The organism is Vibrio sp. PBL-C16, from assembly GCF_034321865.1.
Lineage (GTDB): Bacteria > Pseudomonadota > Gammaproteobacteria > Enterobacterales > Vibrionaceae > Vibrio > Vibrio alginolyticus.
Window position 1 is genome coordinate 2,470,602 of record NZ_JAXLNY010000002.1, and the last position, 19,218, is coordinate 2,489,819.

The window sequence follows — 19,218 nt, forward strand, 5'->3', positions numbered from 1 at the left end:
ATTAGTTCCCTAGACGGTAGTTCGGCGCTTCCTTAGTAATTTGAACATCGTGTACATGAGACTCTTGCATACCTGCACCAGAGATACGTACAAATTCAGCTTTCGTACGCATATCTTCGATAGTTGCAGAACCAGTTAGACCCATGCTTGAACGTAGACCACCCATTTGTTGGTGTACGATCTCTTTTAGACGGCCTTTGTATGCGATACGACCTTCGATACCTTCTGGTACTAGCTTGTCCGCTGCGTTGTCAGACTGGAAGTAACGGTCAGAAGAACCTTGAGACATAGCACCAAGAGAACCCATGCCACGGTAAGACTTGTAAGAACGGCCGTTGTATAGAATCACTTCACCCGGCGCTTCTTCAGTACCTGCAAACATAGAACCAACCATCACACATGATGCGCCAGCTACGATTGCTTTACAGATATCACCTGAGAAACGGATACCACCGTCAGCAATAACCGGAATACCATAATCATTAGCCACTTCTGCCGCATCTGCGATTGCAGTGATTTGTGGCACTCCCACACCCGTTACAATACGAGTTGTACAGATAGAACCAGGGCCGATACCCACTTTCACTGCGCTTACGCCAGCTTCGATTAGTGCTTTAGCACCAGCACCTGTTGCTACGTTACCACCGATGATGTCTAGATCTGGGTAAGCAGCGCGAGTTTCGCGGATGCGGTTTAGTACACCTTCAGAATGTCCGTGTGAAGAGTCGATAAGTAGAATGTCAACGCCTGCTTCAACTAGAGCAGCAACACGCTCTTCGTTACCAGCGCCAGCACCAACGGCTGCGCCAACACGTAGGCGACCACGCTCATCTTTACATGCGTTTGGTTTACGTTCTGCTTTGTGGAAGTCTTTCGCAGTAATCATACCGGTTAGTTGGAACTCATCATTCACAACCAATACTTTCTCTACACGAGCTTCGTGCATTTTCTCTTGCACTTCTTCTCGTGTTGCACCTTCTTTAACTGCTGCCAACTTCTCTTTTGGCGTCATTACTGAAGATACTTTCTTAGAAAGGTCCGTCACAAAACGAACGTCACGACCAGTGATAATACCAACAAGCTCATTGCTCTCAGTGACAACAGGGAAACCTGCAAAACCATGCTTTTCAGTGAGTGCAACAACATCAGCGATGGTCGCGTCAGGGTTTACAGTAACCGCGTCAGTTACCATACCAGCTTCGAACTTCTTAACTTTACGAACTTCGGCTGCCTGCTGCTCAATAGACATGTTCTTGTGGATAAAGCCAATGCCACCCTCTTGCGCTAGCGCAATTGCTAGACGAGCTTCAGTAACAGTGTCCATAGACGCTGAAATCATTGGGATGTTTAGGGTGATGTTCTTAGTTAGCTGAGTGCGAAGATCAGCTGTGTTTGGGAGAACGGTGGAGTGTGCTGGCACAAGTAGTACGTCATCGAATGTCAGCGCTTCTTTGGCAATTCTTAGCATTTGCAATATCTCACAATTAGAGGAGTAAAAAGAACAATCCAATCTCATCGTTTCGCATAATGAGGGTAACCTGCGTTAGCAACTAGCTACATTTGGATTAGATATTGCGGAGGGATTATACGGTTAACGCAATCGCTTGACCACAAATTTTTTAATTTTTTTCTTGCAATTACCCCCTTGCTATGTATTATATTGCCGCTAATTTCCATACTCACGTCTAAGAGATTAGCTGTGCTCTCCAAGACCAATCAAAACATCTTTACTGTTTCTCGTCTCAACGCAGAAGTTCGTTTACTCCTTGAAAACGAAATGGGGATCGTTTGGCTCGTCGGAGAGATATCCAACTTTTCAGCTCCTGTCTCTGGTCACTGGTACCTCACTCTTAAAGACTCTCGCGCTCAAGTTAAATGTGCCATGTTTCGTGGTAACAATCGCCGCGTTACTTTCAAACCCGCTAACGGTAATCAAGTCCTAGTAAAAGCTCGTCTGTCTCTTTATGAGCCTCGCGGTGACTACCAATTGATCATCGAAAGCATGCAACCGGAAGGTGATGGCCGTCTTCAACAAGAGTTTGAAGAGCTGAAAATGAAGCTTGCAGCAGAAGGGTTGTTCGCGCAAATCAATAAGCAATCTTTGCCTGAGCACCCTAAACGTGTTGGCGTCATCACATCGAAAACTGGTGCCGCGCTTTACGATATCTTAGACGTATTGAAACGTCGTGATCCTTCCCTACCTGTTGTGATTTATCCGACAGTGGTACAAGGTGAGGACGCAGCCATTCAAATTGCACAAGCCATTGGTCGCGCTAACAGCCGTGATGAATGTGATGTACTAATTGTGGGCCGAGGTGGTGGTTCATTAGAAGACTTATGGTGCTTTAACAACGAGATATTAGCTCGCACGATTGCAGCAAGCCAAATTCCTATTATTAGCGCCGTTGGACATGAAGTTGACGTGACAATAGCTGATTTTGTCGCCGACGTACGCGCGCCTACTCCATCAGCAGCCGCTGAGCTAGTAAGCCGTGATAACAGCCACAAAGATCAAGCTTTAGTTACCCGCCAGCATAAGTTAGCGAGCGCGATGCGTTACTACCTAGCACAACAAAAGCAGCAATCTGCTCAATTAGTGCACCGTCTAGAGAGACAGCACCCAAGCTATCGCTTGCAACGTCAGACGCAACAGTTAGATGAGTTGGACATGCGCTTACAGCGAGCGATGAGTCGTTTTATTGCCTTGCGTCAACAGCGAATCGAGCGTCAACATTATCGGCTGCAATTAAATTCTCCTGTAACACGCCTTGCCGAGCAGAAGTCGAAGCTAGAACGTGTAGAGCAAAAGCTCATGGATGCAATGGATCGCAAGTTACTGACTATGCGCCATCAACTCGCGATTGCCGCAGAAAAGTTGGACACCGTCAGCCCACTAGCGACATTGAAACGAGGTTACTCAATTACTCAAACTGAGCAAGGTAAAGTAATTACGCAATCTTCAGATGTTAAGTCGGGAGATGTATTGATTACTCGATTAGCCGAAGGCGACGTTCGTTCTACCGTTAACTGAATACAAACTCTGGTTAACTGATTTTCTGGAACTCAAATCGGACACGTGATTTTGACTTGAGTTCATTACACACATTGCAAAAGTAACTCGCAGCACCGCATGCTTGCAGCTTCTCCAGCTCCGCCTCACAATCAGGGCAAAAACCTACTTTTTTAAAATCCGATTCACACTGTGCACAATGGTATTGTCCCGTCCATTCCAGTTCGACATTGCAAGTCGGGCAAATGTTCTGCTGCATATCCCGTTCCTCTCTCTAAACTAAGCAATTTCGAGTAACGCATGCTACTCAAAATAACGAACAAGTATGTTGATCTTCATCACCGCCCCAACAAGTTTCACGAGGCGTTAACCATACTTGATACGTAGGATCTTATACTGATCGTCTGATATTTACTCCTTGATCAGCGATCACCCCTTAAAAGAATATTTATATAACCACACACCGAAAGCATAAGTTACATATTCTGCATTCCAATTTAATACAGAATAAAAAACCCTAAAGAGATTTAATTAAACGAAAAATCAGAATTTAATAAAAAGATCTTATTCAAAAAGCAGTGTTTACATTGGTGTGCATTTCGATAGTTTGAGCGTCGAGCTTAACGAGTTTAACTTGGATAAAAGCAAACTCATTTAAATGGCTCGCATGCGTTCCACCACAAGGGATTACCGCTAATTGACCTTCCCCTAAATCGCACTTCCAATAGCGAGAATCCGTTAATCTATCGCCGTGGCATTCCATGGTGATCATCGCATCTCTTTGAAGCCATTCAACCAGTTGGCCATTCACTTTTTCTGCAATCGCCTGGAGGTCATTCAGCATATCTGCACTGTTTAATCCTCTTTTACGGAGCGTTTTGCCTAAACGGTACGTATCGAGGCACTTGTCTGGAGTGACATAACTAGTAACTTGCGCATAGCTATTAAAGTCATAATAACCATGTGGGTCTTTGCGGTCTGCGTCTTTTCGCCAATAGTCTTCCGATAGTACTTTATTCAACGCCAAATACGCTAAGTGTCCTGCAGTGTGGCCTCGACTCACAGCATTTTGATAGTCTTTATCTACCGCTAATGTTACCAAGTCATTAATTGCAAATGATTCCGTACGTGATAAAACATGCACGACGACAAACACCCAACCTTCAGCATCACGCTTTACAGGGATGTCACTACCCACATACAAAGCACCACTCTCCTGCTCCACTGCTCCAACTTGGCAATCTACTACGTCATGCTCAGCCCCATTCACCTTCAACGTTCCTTTGTCTGCAGGGTGATCCGGCCATATGTGACTAACGGGATGGAACGGCGTGACATCTGTAATAACGTAAGTCACTTTTTCCGTAGATTGAACGAGCTGTATTTGTGCTTCTAATTGCCATGTTTGATGACAAAAACGAGTCTTTGTTGCTGTGATAGTCATTTTTACGATTACTTTTGATAAAAAAATACCCAAGTAGAAACTTGGGTATTCGAATTTCATTATTTATTGCGGTTTTTCACCATCGACATCATACGCTTACGTTTACGCTCTTGTGATAGCGTAAGCTTATTCGTACGGTTCTCGTATGGGTTATCACTGTTGTGGAAGTTAATGCGAATCGGTGTTCCCATAATTTCCAGAGACTTACGGAAGTAGTTCATCAGATAACGTTTATACGAATCTGGCAATTCACGAACCATGTTACCGTGGATAACAACGATCGGTGGGTTGTAGCCACCTGCGTGTGCGTATTTGAGTTTGATACGACGACCACGAACCATTGGCGGCTGGTGATCATCCACTGCCATCTTCATGATACGCGTCAGTACTGACGTACCCACGCGCGTTGTCGCCGAGTTATATGCTTCTTGGATAGATTCAAACAAGTGACCAACGCCAGTACCGTGCAGCGCAGAGATAAAGTGGATACGCGCGAAATCGACGAATCCTAGACGGCGGTCCAGTTCTTTCTTCACGCTTTCTTTCACGTCACTGTCTAGACCATCCCACTTGTTAACGGCGATGACAATTGAGCGGCCAGCATTCAGTGCAAAACCAAGCAAGCTTAGGTCTTGGTCTGAAATATTTTCACGAGCATCAATCACCAGTAGAACGACGTTTGCATCTTCTACCGCTTTCAGCGTCTTAACAACAGAGAACTTTTCAACCGTTTCATTGATACGACCACGACGACGAACACCTGCAGTGTCAATCAGTACGTATTCGCGTCCATCACGTTCCATCGGGATGTAGATAGAGTCGCGCGTTGTACCTGGCATATCGTATACAACTACACGTTCTTCACCCAGAATACGGTTAGTCAGTGTCGATTTACCTACATTCGGCCGACCGATGATCGCCAACTTAATCGGCTGCTCTTGAAGGCGTTTGAACTCTGCTTCTGCGTCTTCTTCAGTGTAATCTTCAACAAGAGGCTCTTCGTCTTCGAATCCAGTCAGGTCTTCAATCTCACCTTCTTCAGATTCACTTGTTAGTAGATCATCAAAGAATGGAGATAAAGCACGCTCAAGCAAAGCGGTCACACCACGGCCATGAGCGGCCGCAATCTGGTACATATCATCCACGCCGAGCTGCCAAAAGTCAGCACACGCCGCATCGGCATCAATACCATCGATTTTGTTTACTACCAGCATCGCTGGCTTTTCAATTTTACGCAGATGCGCAGCAATTGCTTCATCTGAAGGTGTCAGACCAGCACGACCGTCAACAAGGAACAATACAACATCAGCCTCATCAATCGCGGCTAATGACTGTTCTGCCATCTTTGTTTCCACGCCTTCTTCTGTGCCATCGATACCACCAGTATCAATCACAATGAATTCGTGCTCTTCACCAAGTCTCGCCTGGCCATATTTACGGTCTCGCGTTAGGCCTGGAAAGTCCGCAACCAACGCGTCACGAGTGCGAGTCAATCGGTTAAATAGTGTAGATTTACCTACGTTCGGACGCCCTACTAGAGCTACAACAGGTACCATAACAACCTCTACAATAATCTTTCTTCTGTAGTTATAGGTAACGACTTGCTCGATGCCAAATCAAACCAGCTTTTTACCTATAACCACGTCAGGGTTAATAAATTCAAACAACAAAACGGCTCCTAGCTGTCACCAGCCAGGAGCCGAATGTGAATTATATCACGATATTATTCGTTAATGGTTAGTTTCTTTACATCGCCGTTGCGAGTTGTAATCACATAACCATCCGACAATAACGTCGGGCCAACTGCCAAGCCACTATCATCGACAAACTGCTGCGCAACAAATTCGCCCGTTGAACGATCCATCCAGTGAAGGTAACCAAGCGTGTCACCGACAACGAGATAATTGCCAACAATAACTGGCGCTGTAAGTTGTCGGTGCTCAAGCAAGCTGTTTTCCCACAACTCAGTCCCGCTTCGTGAATCAACGGCAACAACATGATCTTTTTCCGTTATCACAAAGATGCGACTACCATCTGTAGAAATGTCTGTCGCAGATGAGTAATTACGCTTCCAAATCGGGTTCGCTGAACGCAAGTCAATGGCGATAAGTTGACCATTGTATCCAATGGTGAAAAGAGTACCGCCTAGCACAATTGGCGATGAATCAACGTCAACCAAACGATCAATTTCTGTCGCGCCTTTTGGCGTACCAACAGGCTGTTGCCAAATCAACTGACCACGCTCAACGATAGCAGCTGCGAGTCGGCCATTTGCCGTTCCCCAAAACACACCGCCGCCAATTGCAGTCGGAGTACTGTCGCCACGTAAAGTTAAGTTCGGCACTTCTGTACTCAATGCCCAGCGTTGCTCACCTGTACTCTCATTAAGGGCAATCAACATGCCTCGGCTAGTATTGATGATAATAAGGCCTGAATCTGCAACTGGCTTCGCCAGTACCTCACCACCAACTTTTACACGCCAAACAATTTCACCTGTTTCTTGGTCAAGAGAGATGACTTCACCATTCTCAGAGCCAATGTAAAGGTTTCCGTATGCCGCTGTGATACCACCAGAGAGACGAGCAATGACATCTTCTTCTAGGTCCGTTTGCCAACGTTGTTTACCATTCTCAGGATCGAGCGCTTTTACTAAGCCATCACGACTTGCCACGAACAATGTATCATTCGCAAATACAGGGGATAGCTTTGAAAAGTAATGACCGACACCATCGCCAACCGACGTGCTCCACTCACTACTGGTTGTAAACTGACTGTCTACCTGAGGTAGTGGCGCCATTACAATGGTGTCTTTCTCACCTGCACAACCGGCAAGTACTCCCATTGTTAACGCCCCTAGCAAGGCTTTCTTAAAGACTCTTTTCATCCAATGCGGTCCTTATTTCGCCAGATCGTCCAATTTCATTTGTAGTGTCGGGCTTGCATCTGCCGCTTGCTGAGCTTCAGTATACGCAGCGTACGCAGCATCTTTGTCACCTTGGCGAATCGCAATATCGCCACGAAGTTCAGCAATACGACCTGTCCATGCTGTATCAGTGACGTTACTTAGCTCTGCCGTTGCAGCGTCGAAGTTACCCATTTCCGTCTCAATACGCGCAATGCGGTAACTAATCAATGGTAACAACGCAGCATCTTGAGTGTTGCTTTGCGCCCACTTCAGTTGCTCCAATGCAGCAGAAAGGTCTTGAGCTTCAACTTGTGCTTTAGCAAGTTGTAGTGCAGCCAATACTGAATATTCTTTTACTTCATTTGACTCAATGAAAGCTTTCACGTCAGCTTGAGCATCAGTGCCTTTGTCTTGCAAAGCATTCATTGCTGTCGTGTAGCTTTGAGAAGCTGCTTCACTCGCCTGAATCACAGAATCCTGGTAGTAACGCCAGCCAAATAGACCACCTAAACCAACAACCGCACCGATGATGACGGCTTTGCCGTTTTCCTTCCACCAGTCTTTAATGGCTTCAACTTGTTGTTCTTCAGTATCGTAAAGTTCCACTTCCTGTCCTCTTAAAACATGTAAATGGCAGCTTAGCTGCCATTGTTCCTATTTCGTTTAAAGGCTCCACATTTGGGAGCCTTAGCTTACGAACTAGGATGTAATTTTGTTAGATTACTAAAAGACTTAAATCAGTGCTGCGATCTTTTCTGCAACTTCTGCTTGGTTGTAAGTCTCTTGCTCACCACCAGCTAAGTCTTTCAGTACTACAGTGTTATCCGCAACTTCGTTTTCGCCCAGAACCAATGCTACAACAGCACCAACTTTGTCTGCGCGTTTAAACTGTTTCTTGAAGTTACCGCCACCGAAGTGATTCATCACACGAACGCCTGGAACAGACTCGCGAAGCTGTTCTGCTAGCTTCATTCCTGCCATCATGGTGCCTTCACCCGCAGTGACTACGTACACGTCAACACTGCGACGAACGTCTGTCAGTTCCAACGTTTCTAGCATCAGTACTAGACGCTCTAGGCCCATTGCAAAGCCAACCGCTGGTGTTGGTTTACCACCTAATTGCTCTACAAGGCCATCGTAACGACCACCACCACATACAGTGCCTTGAGCACCTAGGCTCTCAGTGATCCACTCAAATACCGTGCGATTGTAGTAATCCAGACCACGAACTAGACGTTCGTTAACTGTGTATTTGATACCTGCAGCGTCTAAAAGTTCACATAGACCTGCGAAGTGTGCTTTAGATTCTTCACCCAAGTAATCTGAAAGGCGAGGCGCATCACCTAAAATAGCTTGAACGTCTGGGTTCTTCGTATCCAGAACACGCAGTGGGTTCGTGTGCATGCGACGCTTACAATCTTCATCTAGCACATCAATATGTTGCTCAAGGAATGCAACCAGTGCAGTACGGTAGTCTGCGCGGTCTTCTTGAGAACCGATAGAGTTCAGCTCAAGACGAACATGTTCATTGATACCTAGCTCACGCCATAAACGCGCCGTCATCATGATAAGCTCTGCATCAACATCTGGACCATTTAGACCAAACACCTCAACACCACACTGGTGGAATTGACGGTAACGACCTTTCTGCGGACGTTCATGGCGGAACATAGGTCCCATGTACCACAGACGCTGTTCATCACGGTTGATAAGGCTGTTTTGAATACATGAACGTACACAACCCGCCGTACCTTCAGGGCGAAGTGTTAGGCTGTCGCCGTTACGGTCATCAAAGGTGTACATTTCTTTTGAAACGACGTCTGTTTCTTCACCAACAGCGCGGCTGAATAGGTTTGTTTCTTCAACGATTGGCATGCGCACTTCGTTATAACCGTATGCGCTAATTACATTTTTCACTGTGTTTTCTAGTTTTTGCCACAGTGGCGACTGAGTTGGGAGGCAATCGTTCATGCCTCGAATTGCTTGAATTGTTTTTGCCACAATACTTACCGTAATTCTCGTTGAGATTAATCTTGTACTTTAACTTCGATGCGGTTTTCGCCATTCATCATAGCTGCTTTCGCACGGATCTTAGCTTCTAGCTTATTCACAAGGTCATCGTTATCAAAGCGCTCTTTCTGGCGTTTACCATCTTCGTAGAATGCGCTCTTCTTGTTACTACCTGCTAGACCTAAGTGAGAAACTTCTGCTTCACCAGGGCCGTTTACCACACAACCGATGATAGACACATCCATTGGCGTGATGATGTCTTCTAAACGTTGCTCCAGTGCATTCACCGTACCAATCACATCGAATTCTTGGCGTGAGCAGCTTGGGCACGCAATAAAGTTGATGCCTCGAGAGCGAATGCGCAGAGATTTAAGGATGTCGAAACCGACTTTGATTTCTTCAACTGGATCGGCAGCCAAAGAGATACGCAGCGTATCGCCTATCCCTTCAGATAACAGCATACCTAAGCCAACAGATGACTTAACAGCGCCAGCTCGAGCACCACCCGCCTCTGTGATACCTAAATGAAGAGGCTGATCGATTTTCTTCGCCAGCAGACGATATGAATCCACCGCAAGAAAAACGTCTGAAGCTTTCACGCTAACTTTAAATTGGTCAAAGTTAAGACGATCGAGATGATCTACGTGACGCATCGCCGATTCAACCAAGGCTTCTGGCGTAGGCTCACCGTATTTCATCTGTAGATCTTTTTCCAAAGATCCACCATTGACACCAATACGGATCGGGATATTTTTATCGCGAGCGCAATCAACAACAGCGCGAATGCGCTCTTCATTGCCGATGTTACCTGGGTTGATACGTAAACAGTCAACTCCGTACTCCGCCACTTTCAGCGCGATACGATAGTCGAAATGAATATCAGCCACTAATGGTACAGAAACTTGCTGTTTAATCAGTTTGAAAGCTTCTGCTGCGTCCATCGTAGGTACAGAAACTCGAACGATATCTGCGCCGACTTTTTCTAGTGCTCGGATTTGAGCGACTGTCGCTTCTACGTCAGTCGTGCGAGTGTTAGTCATTGACTGTACTGCAATTGGCGCACCATCACCAATTGGCACATCACCCACATAAATACGCGTCGATTTACGACGAATAATTGGAGATTCGTGTTGCATAATTTTTTATAACGGTAGAGTGAATCTAGCTACTTTGCCTGAAGTATACCCAGAAAGGTCGACAGGTTCACTTGCAAATGTCATTGTAACCCCTTCCGGTGCGCCTAATATCACTTTAAATGGCGCTTTTCCGGTAAGTTCTACATCTTGTCCTGGCTTATGAGTACCACTTACCAGCGTTTTACCATTGGTGTCTTTTACTTGAATCCAACAGTCCGCTTTAAACTTCATAGTAAGAAGTGTCATGCCTTCAGGTACTACTGGCGCAGGCTGTTCCTCTTCCGCCGCTTCAATCACGGCAACAGGTTCTTCAGAATCTACGCTTGTTGTATTTTCAGTTTCAGTCAGCAAAGGATCCGCCCCTTGCTCAACGGATGCTTCAGTCGATTCAGCAACGCCTTCATTAGTTGAAGCAACTTCTTCAGGAGTGCTTGCGATTAACTCTTCAGCCGTCATCAAATCGATATCAGCTAATTCTTGAGCAGTGGGCTGCGGCGCTTCAACACTTGAATCCGTTACTTCCTTAGTTAGGCTATTCTCTTGTTGGTTTTGCCACCACCATGCCGCTGAAATGCCAATAATGACCAGCCCGATAACCCAAGTAAGGAGCATAATACGGCTATTGTGCTTCTCGTCTTTTGTTTTACGAGAGAAGCTTTGCATTTCAATTTCTTGCTCTTGAGGCTGAGCATCGGCAGTCTGCTCTAACGCCGTCAAAACCACCTTCTCATCAAGACCTACGAATTTAGCGTAAGAGCGTAAGTAACCACGCGTAAATGTCGCGACTTGTTGAGATTCAAATCGGTTATTTTCAATATCTTCAATCACAGAAATGCGAAGCCTCAGGCGATCGGCAACTTGCTTTTGGCTCATTCCCAAGGATTCACGTTTGTTTTTCAGTAATGTGCCAGCTTCAATAGAGAGTGGCACTTCATTCGTATTTTCGTGTTCTGTCATAATGGCGGTATTTAATCTGTTTTAGTGGCTAACGTGGTCATGTATTTTCGTTATTGTTCTTAAGCCTCTTTAAAGATAGCTAGCCTAAACGCGTTAACCAAAAATAATAATTTTAAGAAACTCTCAGCGATCTGAGTGCGAATACCCGTTTTGCAAAAATCAGCAAAACGTATGTGAGAAAGTGCTGAGAATTATCGGTGTCATCGTTAGTGTTACATATCATGATAAGCGAATGCGCAACGAAGACAAAAACTCTTTACACTCAAACTAACAGATAGCTCAAGCTTTTGTCCAAACTTTGACAAAGGAATTCGAAATTATACCCAAATAACCTTAGGTTGAAGAGTGATAGTCCCAAATCTTGGCGAAAATGTCCTAAACAATAAACAAAATAGCCAGAGCGAATGGCTCTGGCTATTTTTGAATTCCGGTCGTTTATACAGCTTTCACTTCAATGGTATCGGCACCGCGTGACGCTTTCAGCATTGCCGTACGTTTAGTTCGGTCAATTACATCACCGACCAACTGACCACATGCGGCATCAATGTCATCACCACGCGTTTTACGAACCGTAACTGTGTGCTCGTATTGCATCAATGTTTTTTGGAAGCGATCAATACGTGAGTTACTTGGTTTCTTGTAAGGTGAACCTGGGTACGGGTTAAACGGAATCAAGTTAATCTTACATGGTGTGTCTTTCATCAGCTCAGCCAGTTCACGAGCATGGTCCATGTCATCGTTCACATGATCAAGCAACACGTACTCGACTGTTACCTTGCCACGGTTTGCATTCGATGAAGCAATGTAACGACGAACGGATGCTAGGAAATCTTGAATATCCCAACGATCGTTAATTGGCATGATTTCACTACGCAGCTTATCGTTTGGCGCATGAAGAGAGATCGCCAACGCAACGTCGATTTTGCCCGTCATCTGATCAAGACCAGAAACCACACCTGATGTTGATACGGTTACGCGACGCTTCGACAAACCAAAGCCAAGGTCATCCAACATTAACTCCAGTGCTGGAATCAAATTCTTCATATTAAGAAGCGGCTCACCCATACCCATCATCACGACGTTCGTAATTGGGCGACGGCCTGTTTCTTTCTCAAGACCAATTTCACGTGCAGCACGCCAAACCTGACCGATGATCTCTGAAACTTTCAAGTTACGGTTAAAACCCTGCTGTGCTGTTGAGCAGAACTTACATTCCAATGCACAACCTACTTGAGAAGATACACAAAGCGTTGCGCGATCATCTTCTGGAATGTAAACCGTTTCTACATCCTGATCACCAACCTTCATTGCCCACTTGATCGTGCCGTCTGAAGAATGCTGAGCTTCTGCTACAGTTGGTGCTTTAATTTCACACTTGTGTAAAAGCTTTTCGCGCAGCTTCTTGTTGATGTTTGTCATTTTTTCGAAGTCATCTACACCGAAATGGTAGATCCACTTCATAACCTGATCGGCACGAAACGCTTTCTCGCCAAGTTCTTCCGCGAAAAACTGACGCATGCCTTTGCGATCAAAGTCGAGTAGATTGATTTTTTCAGTGGTCATGTTGCCTCTCAATGACTGAAACAAGAATAAGGGCGCGAATTGTACAGCCTTTATGCAGCTACAACAAGGGGTGTAAGACCCTGAGTTTGCTAAGGCATTAAAATAAAAACGATTAAATTTTAATCAGACTTTACGGTGAGAATAATGATTAGACAACCGACAACAAAAGCGTAGAAGTGGTACAGAGAAAACAGTGAGAACAAACACACGTAACTAAGCTTTCACCCCTGCAAGATGCTCAGATTAGCCAACATCTTCGCGAATAATTACGAATGAACTCGCCGGTGAAATGGAGAATGCGGAATAAAAAACCTCGGACAATTCCGAGGTTATTACGAACTAGATCATCACGCAAAAGTGATGCATGAACGAGTTAGCGAGAGAAAACTTCTGATTCAGGGAAGAAAAACTCAATTTCACGAGCGGCAGACTCAGGGCTATCGGAACCATGAACTGAATTGTGACGCATGCTGAGTGCGTAATCAGCACGCAAAGTGCCACATGCCGCGTCCTCTGGGTTGGTTTTACCCATTAGCTCGCGGTAACGTGCAATCGCATTTTCGCCTTCCAATACCTGAACCATAATAGGACCAGATGTCATGAACTCTTTTAGAGGAGGGAAAAACTCTTTACCTTCATGCTCTGCATAAAAGCCGCTTGCCTGATCTTCTGTCAGGTGAACCATTTTGGCAGCGATGATACGTAGGCCAGCCTTTTCAATACGATTGTAGATTTCACCAATTAGGTTTCGCTCTACAGCATCAGGCTTAATGATTGAAAATGTTCTTTCTAGAGCCATAAAATTTCCTTTCTGTACTTGTAATAATAGTTGTGCTTTTAAAGTGACTTACTGGGTAAGAGCAGCACTCAAACAAGAGAGTGCTGCAATCAATCTTATTTTCCAGCTTGCTCATTGAGGAAACGAGCAAGTGTACGAACACCCATACCCGTTGCTCCCGCAGCCCATTTATCAGAAGCGGCTTTACGATACGTACCCGCACAGTCGAAATGTAACCAGCCTTTATTGTAGTCCTCAACGAAGTAAGACAAGAATGCAGCAGCAGTACTTGCACCTGGAGAATAATCACCAGAGCTGATATTCGATAAATCGGCAAAATTAGATGGCAACATTTCTCGATGGAAATCAGCAAGTGGTAGCGGCCACAAGCCTTCTTTTTCCTGGTTTGCCGCCGTGAGGGCTTGATGCGATAGCTCATCATCAAAGCTCATTAGCGCATGGTAATCGTTACCTAACGCATTCTTCGCTGCGCCTGTTAGCGTCGCGCAGTCAATAATTAACTCAGGCTTTTGCTCACTGGCGTAGATAAGACCGTCTGCAAGCACCAAGCGACCTTCCGCGTCGGTATTCATAATCTCAACGGTTTTGCCGTTTTTATAAGTGATGATGTCGCCAAGCTTAAGGGCACGGCCAGAAACCATGTTCTCAGCACAACACAAGATCAGTTTTACGCGCTTGTTTAAACCACGCAAGATAGCTAATCCTAGGCCACCAGTGATAGTACCCGAGCCACCCATATCTGCTTTCATTGCACTCATGAAGGTAGAAGGCTTCAAGCTGTAACCACCGGAATCAAAGGTGATGCCTTTACCCACAAGACATGCGAATACAGGTGCGTTTTCGTCACCAGTTGGGTTGTAGTCTAACTGAAGCATCGCAGAAGTACGCTCAGAACCACGGCCTACTGCGTAAATACCTTCCCAACCTTCTGCCAACAAGTCTTTGTCTTTGACGATACGTGCTGTCACAGTGCCTTTCGGCGCAACAGATTTAATGAATTCAGCAGCCATTGTCGCTAGCTGACGAGGAGCAACTTCTTCTGCCGTTTTGTTGATAATATCGCGGGTAAAATCAGTCGAAGTAATACGAGCTTGAAGCTCTGCTTGATCTTCATCAGACAATGCTGCCCACTCAACTGAGCCATGTTTTTTAGGGTTACGGAACCCTTGGTGGAAAGCCCATACGCTCTCTAGATCCCAGTTATCACCAGAAAGAAAAATAGAACGAATTCCTTGGCCATCTAGCTGACGAGCTGCACGTTGAATTGCGCCGAGATCATGACCTTCACCTAAGTGAATAGTTGCGCCGTTTTCAGCGAATGAAAGCAGTGCTTTTTCACCCCAATGTGGTGCTGCCGACTCTTGACTTAAAAATACAGACATCTGTGTAGACATGGTTTCTCCTTGTCTTATAGCAGCGTTGCCTACGCTGCTTCTTTTTAATAACTCACGGATGTTAGCATTATGTAGGGCAAAAATGTCAATTGGATAAAAAAACGGACCTAAAGGTCCGCTTTTTTTAGTAAGAATTGTTAACTAGGCTGTGTTTTACAGACTTAGTCTGCTTCGTCCATCCAGCACATGATAACGGCTTCTAGAATCTTTTCATTAGAACGGTTTGGCTCATCGTCAAACTCATCTAACTCCATGATCCATTGATGAAGATCGGTAAAACGCACTGTTTTTGGATCGACATCTGGAAACTTGTCACAAAGTTCAATCGCGATATCGCGAGAATCTGTCCATTTCATTGCTCATCTTCCTTTTGCTTCTTCCCTATATTGGGAAGATAGTTTTAGTGATCTTCTGAAGCGTGGTTTAGTGTGTATTTAGGAATTTCTACCACCAAGTCTTCATCAGCAATTCTCGCCTGACACCCTAGGCGTGACTCAGGCTCTAGACCCCACGCTTTATCTAGCATGTCGTCTTCTAGTTCTTCACTTTCTTCGAGTGAATCAAAACCTTCACGGATGATTACGTGGCAGGTAGTACACGCACATGACTTCTCACACGCATGTTCAATACCGATACCGTTTTTTAGCGCTACGTCTAGAACGGTGTCACCAGAGTTTGCTTCCAACACTGCACCTTCTGGGCACAAATCGTCGTGTGGTAATACAATAATCTTAGGCATAACTACTTATCTCTTATATATCGTCTACTGATTGACCTGACAACGCAGCTCGAATCGATTTATCCATACGGCGTGATGCGAAATCTTGGCTCGCTTTATCGGTATCTTTAATGCCTTGCTCTATCGCATCTGCATCATCACCATTACGCAGCTCAATCAAGGCTTCGATGGCTTTAATCAAGTTTTGTTTCTCTTGTTCTGATAGTAATTCATCACCATCAGCTTGCATCGCTGCAATCAAACCTTCTATCACTCGGTCGGCTTCAACACGCTGCTCAGCTAAGGCACGAGCTTGCATGTCTTCTTTTGCGTGCGTCATTGAATCACGCAACATATCCGCCACTTCATTGTCACTTAAGCCGTAAGAAGGTTTTACTTGAATCTCTGATTGAACACCAGTGCTCTTCTCCATTGCCGTAACAGAAAGAAGGCCATCAGCGTCAACTTGGTAAGTCACGCGAATATGTGCCGCACCCGCTGCCATCGGAGGAATACCTTTTAACGAGAAGCGAGCAAGTGAACGACAGTCATCAACCATTTCACGTTCACCTTGTACCACATGAACACTCATCGCCGTTTGGCCATCTTTGAATGTGGTAAATTCTTGCGCACGCGCAACGGGAATCGTAGTGTTGCGGGGGATGATCTTCTCGACCAAACCACCCATGGTTTCAATACCGAGCGACAGTGGAATCACATCAAGAAGCAACATTTCAGAGTCAGGCTTGTTACCCGCGAGAATGTCTGCTTGGATACCCGCGCCGATTGCAACAACTTCATCAGGGTTAATGCTTGTCAGGGGTGTGCGACCAAAAAACTCGCCTACCATTTCACGAACCAGCAATGTACGGGTTGAGCCACCAACCATGACGACCTCGAGTACTTCATCTGCGTCGACATCCGCATCTTTTAATGCGCGACGACAAGACATCAGGGTTTTCTTCACTAGCGGACGAATCAGATCTTCGAACTGCTCGCGAGTCACGGTGCCTTTCCAGCCAAAAACGTCAACGTCAACACTGTCTTGCTCAGAGAAAGCAATCTTAGCTTCAGTAGCAATGTTCAACAGTGTACGGTTCTTTTCTGCAGAAAGCGGCGCTTCTAGACCCGCTTGCTCCATTAAATAATCGGCAAATAGATGGTCGAAGTCGTCACCGCCTAATGCAGAATCGCCACCTGTTGCTAATACTTCAAATACGCCTTTCGATAAACGTAGGATAGAGATATCAAAAGTACCGCCACCTAGATCGTAAACCGCAATCACACCTTCTTGACCAGAGTCTAGGCCATAAGCAATTGCCGCAGCGGTTGGTTCGTTAAGTAGACGGAGAACATGAAGACCAGCTAATTTCGCCGCATCTTTTGTACCTGCACGTTGCGCGTCATCAAAGTAAGCAGGAACGGTAATAACTACACCAGCTAACTCACCACCTAACGTATCTTCAGCTCGCTTACCCAATACTTTTAGGATGTCCGCAGATACTTCAATCGGGTTTTTGTCACCTTGAGGTGTTTGCAGAATTGGCAGGCCGTTTTCACTCTCTTTAAAACGATAAGGAAGTGAAGAGTAACGGGACTGAATGTCCTTTAATGAACGACCGATCAAACGTTTTACAGAGATAATCGTGTTCTCTGGTTCAAACTCTGCTTTGGCTTTGGCTTCGTGGCCGACCGTTAACGTTTCCTCAGCGTAATTAACGACTGAAGGTAAAATAGTACGGCCCTGCTCGTCCGCAAGTGGAGTTGCATCGCCGCTACGTACAGAAGCAACCAAAGAGTTGGTAGTACCTAAGTCGATACCCGCTGCTAACTTATGCTCATGAGGTGCCGAGCTTTGGCCCGGTTCTGCGATTTGAAGTAGTGCCATGATAGGTCCTTGTCACGCTTACTAGCCGAGGAGTTTGTCTTCGACTAGCTCAATTTCGTTCTTTAGTTTGGCAATGAATTTTAGCTTACGAACTCGGTCTGCGGCTTCAGCCCATAGACCATCATCAAGCTCTTGCTCGACGCTTGCCAGATGCTGTTTGTACATTTTGCTGACCTTAGAGTCGAAGTCAAAAAGCGCCGATTCAGGATCGGAGTTGTCAGCAATCTCTTCCAGTTCTTCGCGCAGTTCCATTTGCTCCATTAAGAACATCGGATCTTGCATCGTTTGCTGTTCACCTCGGATCTCAACACCTTGCTCTGCGAGGATATACTCGGCGCGAGAAATAGGATTTTTCAGAACTTGATAGGCATCGTTGATTTGCGCCGCCTTTTGCACCGCCATCAAACGGTCACGTTCTGAGCCCGTTGCAAAGTTATCCGGGTGGAAGCGTTTTTGTAGTTCTCGGAACTGAGAAGAAAGAAGGCTACCATCCAGCTTAAACTGACTTGGTAGCCCAAATAATTCAAAGTGATTCATTAAGTTCGGGTCCTAGTAAAGCCTTCCGGACTCGCTTGCCCAGAAGGACAATCAATTAGACGTTGAAGCTTTCACCACAACCACATTCACTTTTCGCGTTAGGGTTGTTGAATTCAAAACCTTCATTCAACCCTTCTTTCACGTAATCCAATTCGGTACCGTCTAGGTACACTAAGCTTTTTTTGTCGATGATGATTTTCACTCCAGAGAGTTCAAATACTTCGTCTTCTTCATTGAGCTCATCAACAAACTCAAGTACGTATGCCATGCCGGAACAACCAGTCGTCTTCACTCCAAGACGTAAACCGATACCTTTGCCTCGGTTATCTAGGAATGCTCTTACGCGACTTGCCGCTGATTCTGTCATTGTGATGGCCATACTGCACCTTAGTCTGTCTAAATTTCGATTGGAATGGGAGCGTCAAAGCTCCCATTATATTACGGAATAATTATTCTTGGTGTTTTTTCTTGTAGTCAGCAACCGCTGCTTTGATTGCATCTTCAGCAAGAATAGAACAGTGAACTTTCACTGGTGGAAGCTCTAGCTCTTCAGCAATCTCAGAGTTTTTAATTGCTGCCGCTTCATCAACTGACTTACCTTTTACCCACTCAGTTACTAGTGAGCTTGATGCGATTGCACTACCACAACCGTATGTTTTGAACTTCGCATCTTCGATGATACCTTCAGGTGTCACTTTGATTTGAAGCTTCATTACGTCACCACACGCAGGAGCGCCAACCATACCGCTACCTACTGATGGGTCTTCTTTATCGAATGAACCAACGTTACGTGGGTTCTCGTAGTGATCAATTACTTTTTCGCTGTATGCCATGATAAATTACCTCGAATCCTCTAT

19 protein-coding genes are annotated in these 19,218 nt (G+C 45.4%); 1 reads left to right on the forward strand and 18 read right to left on the reverse strand.

Annotation, left to right across the window (positions count from 1 at the left end; translation table 11 throughout):
- Position 1: 1 nt before the first annotated feature.
- The gene (gene guaB / locus UQW94_RS19595; protein ID WP_017633908.1) at positions 2-1,468 is read right to left on the reverse strand and encodes an IMP dehydrogenase; all 1,467 of its coding nucleotides are present in this window, start codon (positions 1,466-1,468) and stop codon (positions 2-4) included.
- Positions 1,469-1,699: 231 nt separating this feature from the next.
- On the opposite strand from guaB, the gene xseA reads away from it, so the two are divergent.
- The gene (gene xseA, locus UQW94_RS19600) at positions 1,700-3,031 is read left to right on the forward strand and encodes an exodeoxyribonuclease VII large subunit (protein ID WP_017633909.1); all 1,332 of its coding nucleotides are present in this window, start codon (positions 1,700-1,702) and stop codon (positions 3,029-3,031) included.
- A gap of 13 nt (positions 3,032-3,044) precedes the next feature.
- Here the strand turns inward: xseA and UQW94_RS19605 are convergent, their stop codons facing one another.
- The 17 genes from UQW94_RS19605 to iscU all read right to left on the reverse strand — a co-directional run bounded on the left by UQW94_RS19605 (position 3,045) and on the right by iscU (position 19,194).
- Entirely contained in the window at positions 3,045-3,269 is a 225-nt protein-coding gene (locus tag UQW94_RS19605) for a zinc ribbon domain-containing protein (RefSeq protein WP_012842112.1), read from the reverse strand.
- A gap of 309 nt (positions 3,270-3,578) precedes the next feature.
- Entirely contained in the window at positions 3,579-4,454 is an 876-nt protein-coding gene (locus UQW94_RS19610; protein ID WP_213973448.1) for an alanyl-tRNA editing protein, read from the reverse strand.
- A 59-nt stretch (positions 4,455-4,513) separates the two neighbouring features.
- The gene (gene der, locus UQW94_RS19615) at positions 4,514-6,010 is read right to left on the reverse strand and encodes a ribosome biogenesis GTPase Der (protein WP_017820569.1); all 1,497 of its coding nucleotides are present in this window, start codon (positions 6,008-6,010) and stop codon (positions 4,514-4,516) included.
- Between the two features lie 167 nt (positions 6,011-6,177).
- Positions 6,178-7,338, reverse strand: coding sequence for an outer membrane protein assembly factor BamB (gene bamB, locus UQW94_RS19620; RefSeq protein ID WP_005381696.1), 1,161 nt, complete (start codon positions 7,336-7,338; stop codon positions 6,178-6,180).
- Between the two features lie 12 nt (positions 7,339-7,350).
- Positions 7,351-7,965, reverse strand: a complete 615-nt coding sequence (locus UQW94_RS19625; RefSeq protein ID WP_005381697.1) for a YfgM family protein — start codon at positions 7,963-7,965, stop codon at positions 7,351-7,353.
- Positions 7,966-8,091: 126 nt separating this feature from the next.
- Positions 8,092-9,360: a histidine--tRNA ligase gene (gene hisS, locus UQW94_RS19630; protein ID WP_005381698.1), complete on the reverse strand. Its 1,269-nt coding sequence runs from the start codon at positions 9,358-9,360 to the stop codon at positions 8,092-8,094.
- A 26-nt stretch (positions 9,361-9,386) separates the two neighbouring features.
- Complete coding sequence (gene ispG, locus UQW94_RS19635; RefSeq protein ID WP_005381699.1) at positions 9,387-10,505, reverse strand: flavodoxin-dependent (E)-4-hydroxy-3-methylbut-2-enyl-diphosphate synthase; 1,119 nt, start codon at positions 10,503-10,505, stop codon at positions 9,387-9,389.
- A gap of 6 nt (positions 10,506-10,511) precedes the next feature.
- Positions 10,512-11,462 carry a cytoskeleton protein RodZ gene (gene rodZ, locus UQW94_RS19640; protein ID WP_005381700.1) on the reverse strand — a complete coding sequence of 317 codons (951 nt, stop codon included), beginning with the start codon at positions 11,460-11,462 and terminating at the stop codon, positions 10,512-10,514.
- 435 nt (positions 11,463-11,897) lie between these two features.
- The gene (locus tag UQW94_RS19645) at positions 11,898-13,025 is read right to left on the reverse strand and encodes a bifunctional tRNA (adenosine(37)-C2)-methyltransferase TrmG/ribosomal RNA large subunit methyltransferase RlmN (RefSeq protein ID WP_017633913.1); all 1,128 of its coding nucleotides are present in this window, start codon (positions 13,023-13,025) and stop codon (positions 11,898-11,900) included.
- Positions 13,026-13,398: 373 nt separating this feature from the next.
- On the reverse strand, positions 13,399-13,824 hold the full coding sequence (gene ndk, locus UQW94_RS19650; RefSeq protein ID WP_005381702.1) for a nucleoside-diphosphate kinase: 426 nt from the start codon (positions 13,822-13,824) through the stop codon (positions 13,399-13,401).
- Positions 13,825-13,919: 95 nt separating this feature from the next.
- Positions 13,920-15,218, reverse strand: a complete 1,299-nt coding sequence (gene pepB, locus UQW94_RS19655; RefSeq protein WP_213874915.1) for an aminopeptidase PepB — start codon at positions 15,216-15,218, stop codon at positions 13,920-13,922.
- A gap of 161 nt (positions 15,219-15,379) precedes the next feature.
- Positions 15,380-15,574, reverse strand: a complete 195-nt coding sequence (gene iscX, locus UQW94_RS19660; protein ID WP_005381711.1) for a Fe-S cluster assembly protein IscX — start codon at positions 15,572-15,574, stop codon at positions 15,380-15,382.
- 44 nt (positions 15,575-15,618) lie between these two features.
- Positions 15,619-15,957 carry an ISC system 2Fe-2S type ferredoxin gene (fdx, locus tag UQW94_RS19665; RefSeq protein WP_005381713.1) on the reverse strand — a complete coding sequence of 113 codons (339 nt, stop codon included), beginning with the start codon at positions 15,955-15,957 and terminating at the stop codon, positions 15,619-15,621.
- 13 nt (positions 15,958-15,970) lie between these two features.
- Positions 15,971-17,824, reverse strand: coding sequence for a Fe-S protein assembly chaperone HscA (gene hscA, locus UQW94_RS19670; RefSeq protein WP_322142507.1), 1,854 nt, complete (start codon positions 17,822-17,824; stop codon positions 15,971-15,973).
- Positions 17,825-17,845: 21 nt separating this feature from the next.
- The gene (hscB, locus tag UQW94_RS19675; protein WP_042521163.1) at positions 17,846-18,361 is read right to left on the reverse strand and encodes a co-chaperone HscB; all 516 of its coding nucleotides are present in this window, start codon (positions 18,359-18,361) and stop codon (positions 17,846-17,848) included.
- 55 nt (positions 18,362-18,416) lie between these two features.
- Complete coding sequence (iscA, locus tag UQW94_RS19680; protein WP_005391554.1) at positions 18,417-18,740, reverse strand: iron-sulfur cluster assembly protein IscA; 324 nt, start codon at positions 18,738-18,740, stop codon at positions 18,417-18,419.
- 70 nt (positions 18,741-18,810) lie between these two features.
- Complete coding sequence (gene iscU, locus UQW94_RS19685; RefSeq protein WP_005381718.1) at positions 18,811-19,194, reverse strand: Fe-S cluster assembly scaffold IscU; 384 nt, start codon at positions 19,192-19,194, stop codon at positions 18,811-18,813.
- Positions 19,195-19,218 lie beyond the last annotated feature (24 nt).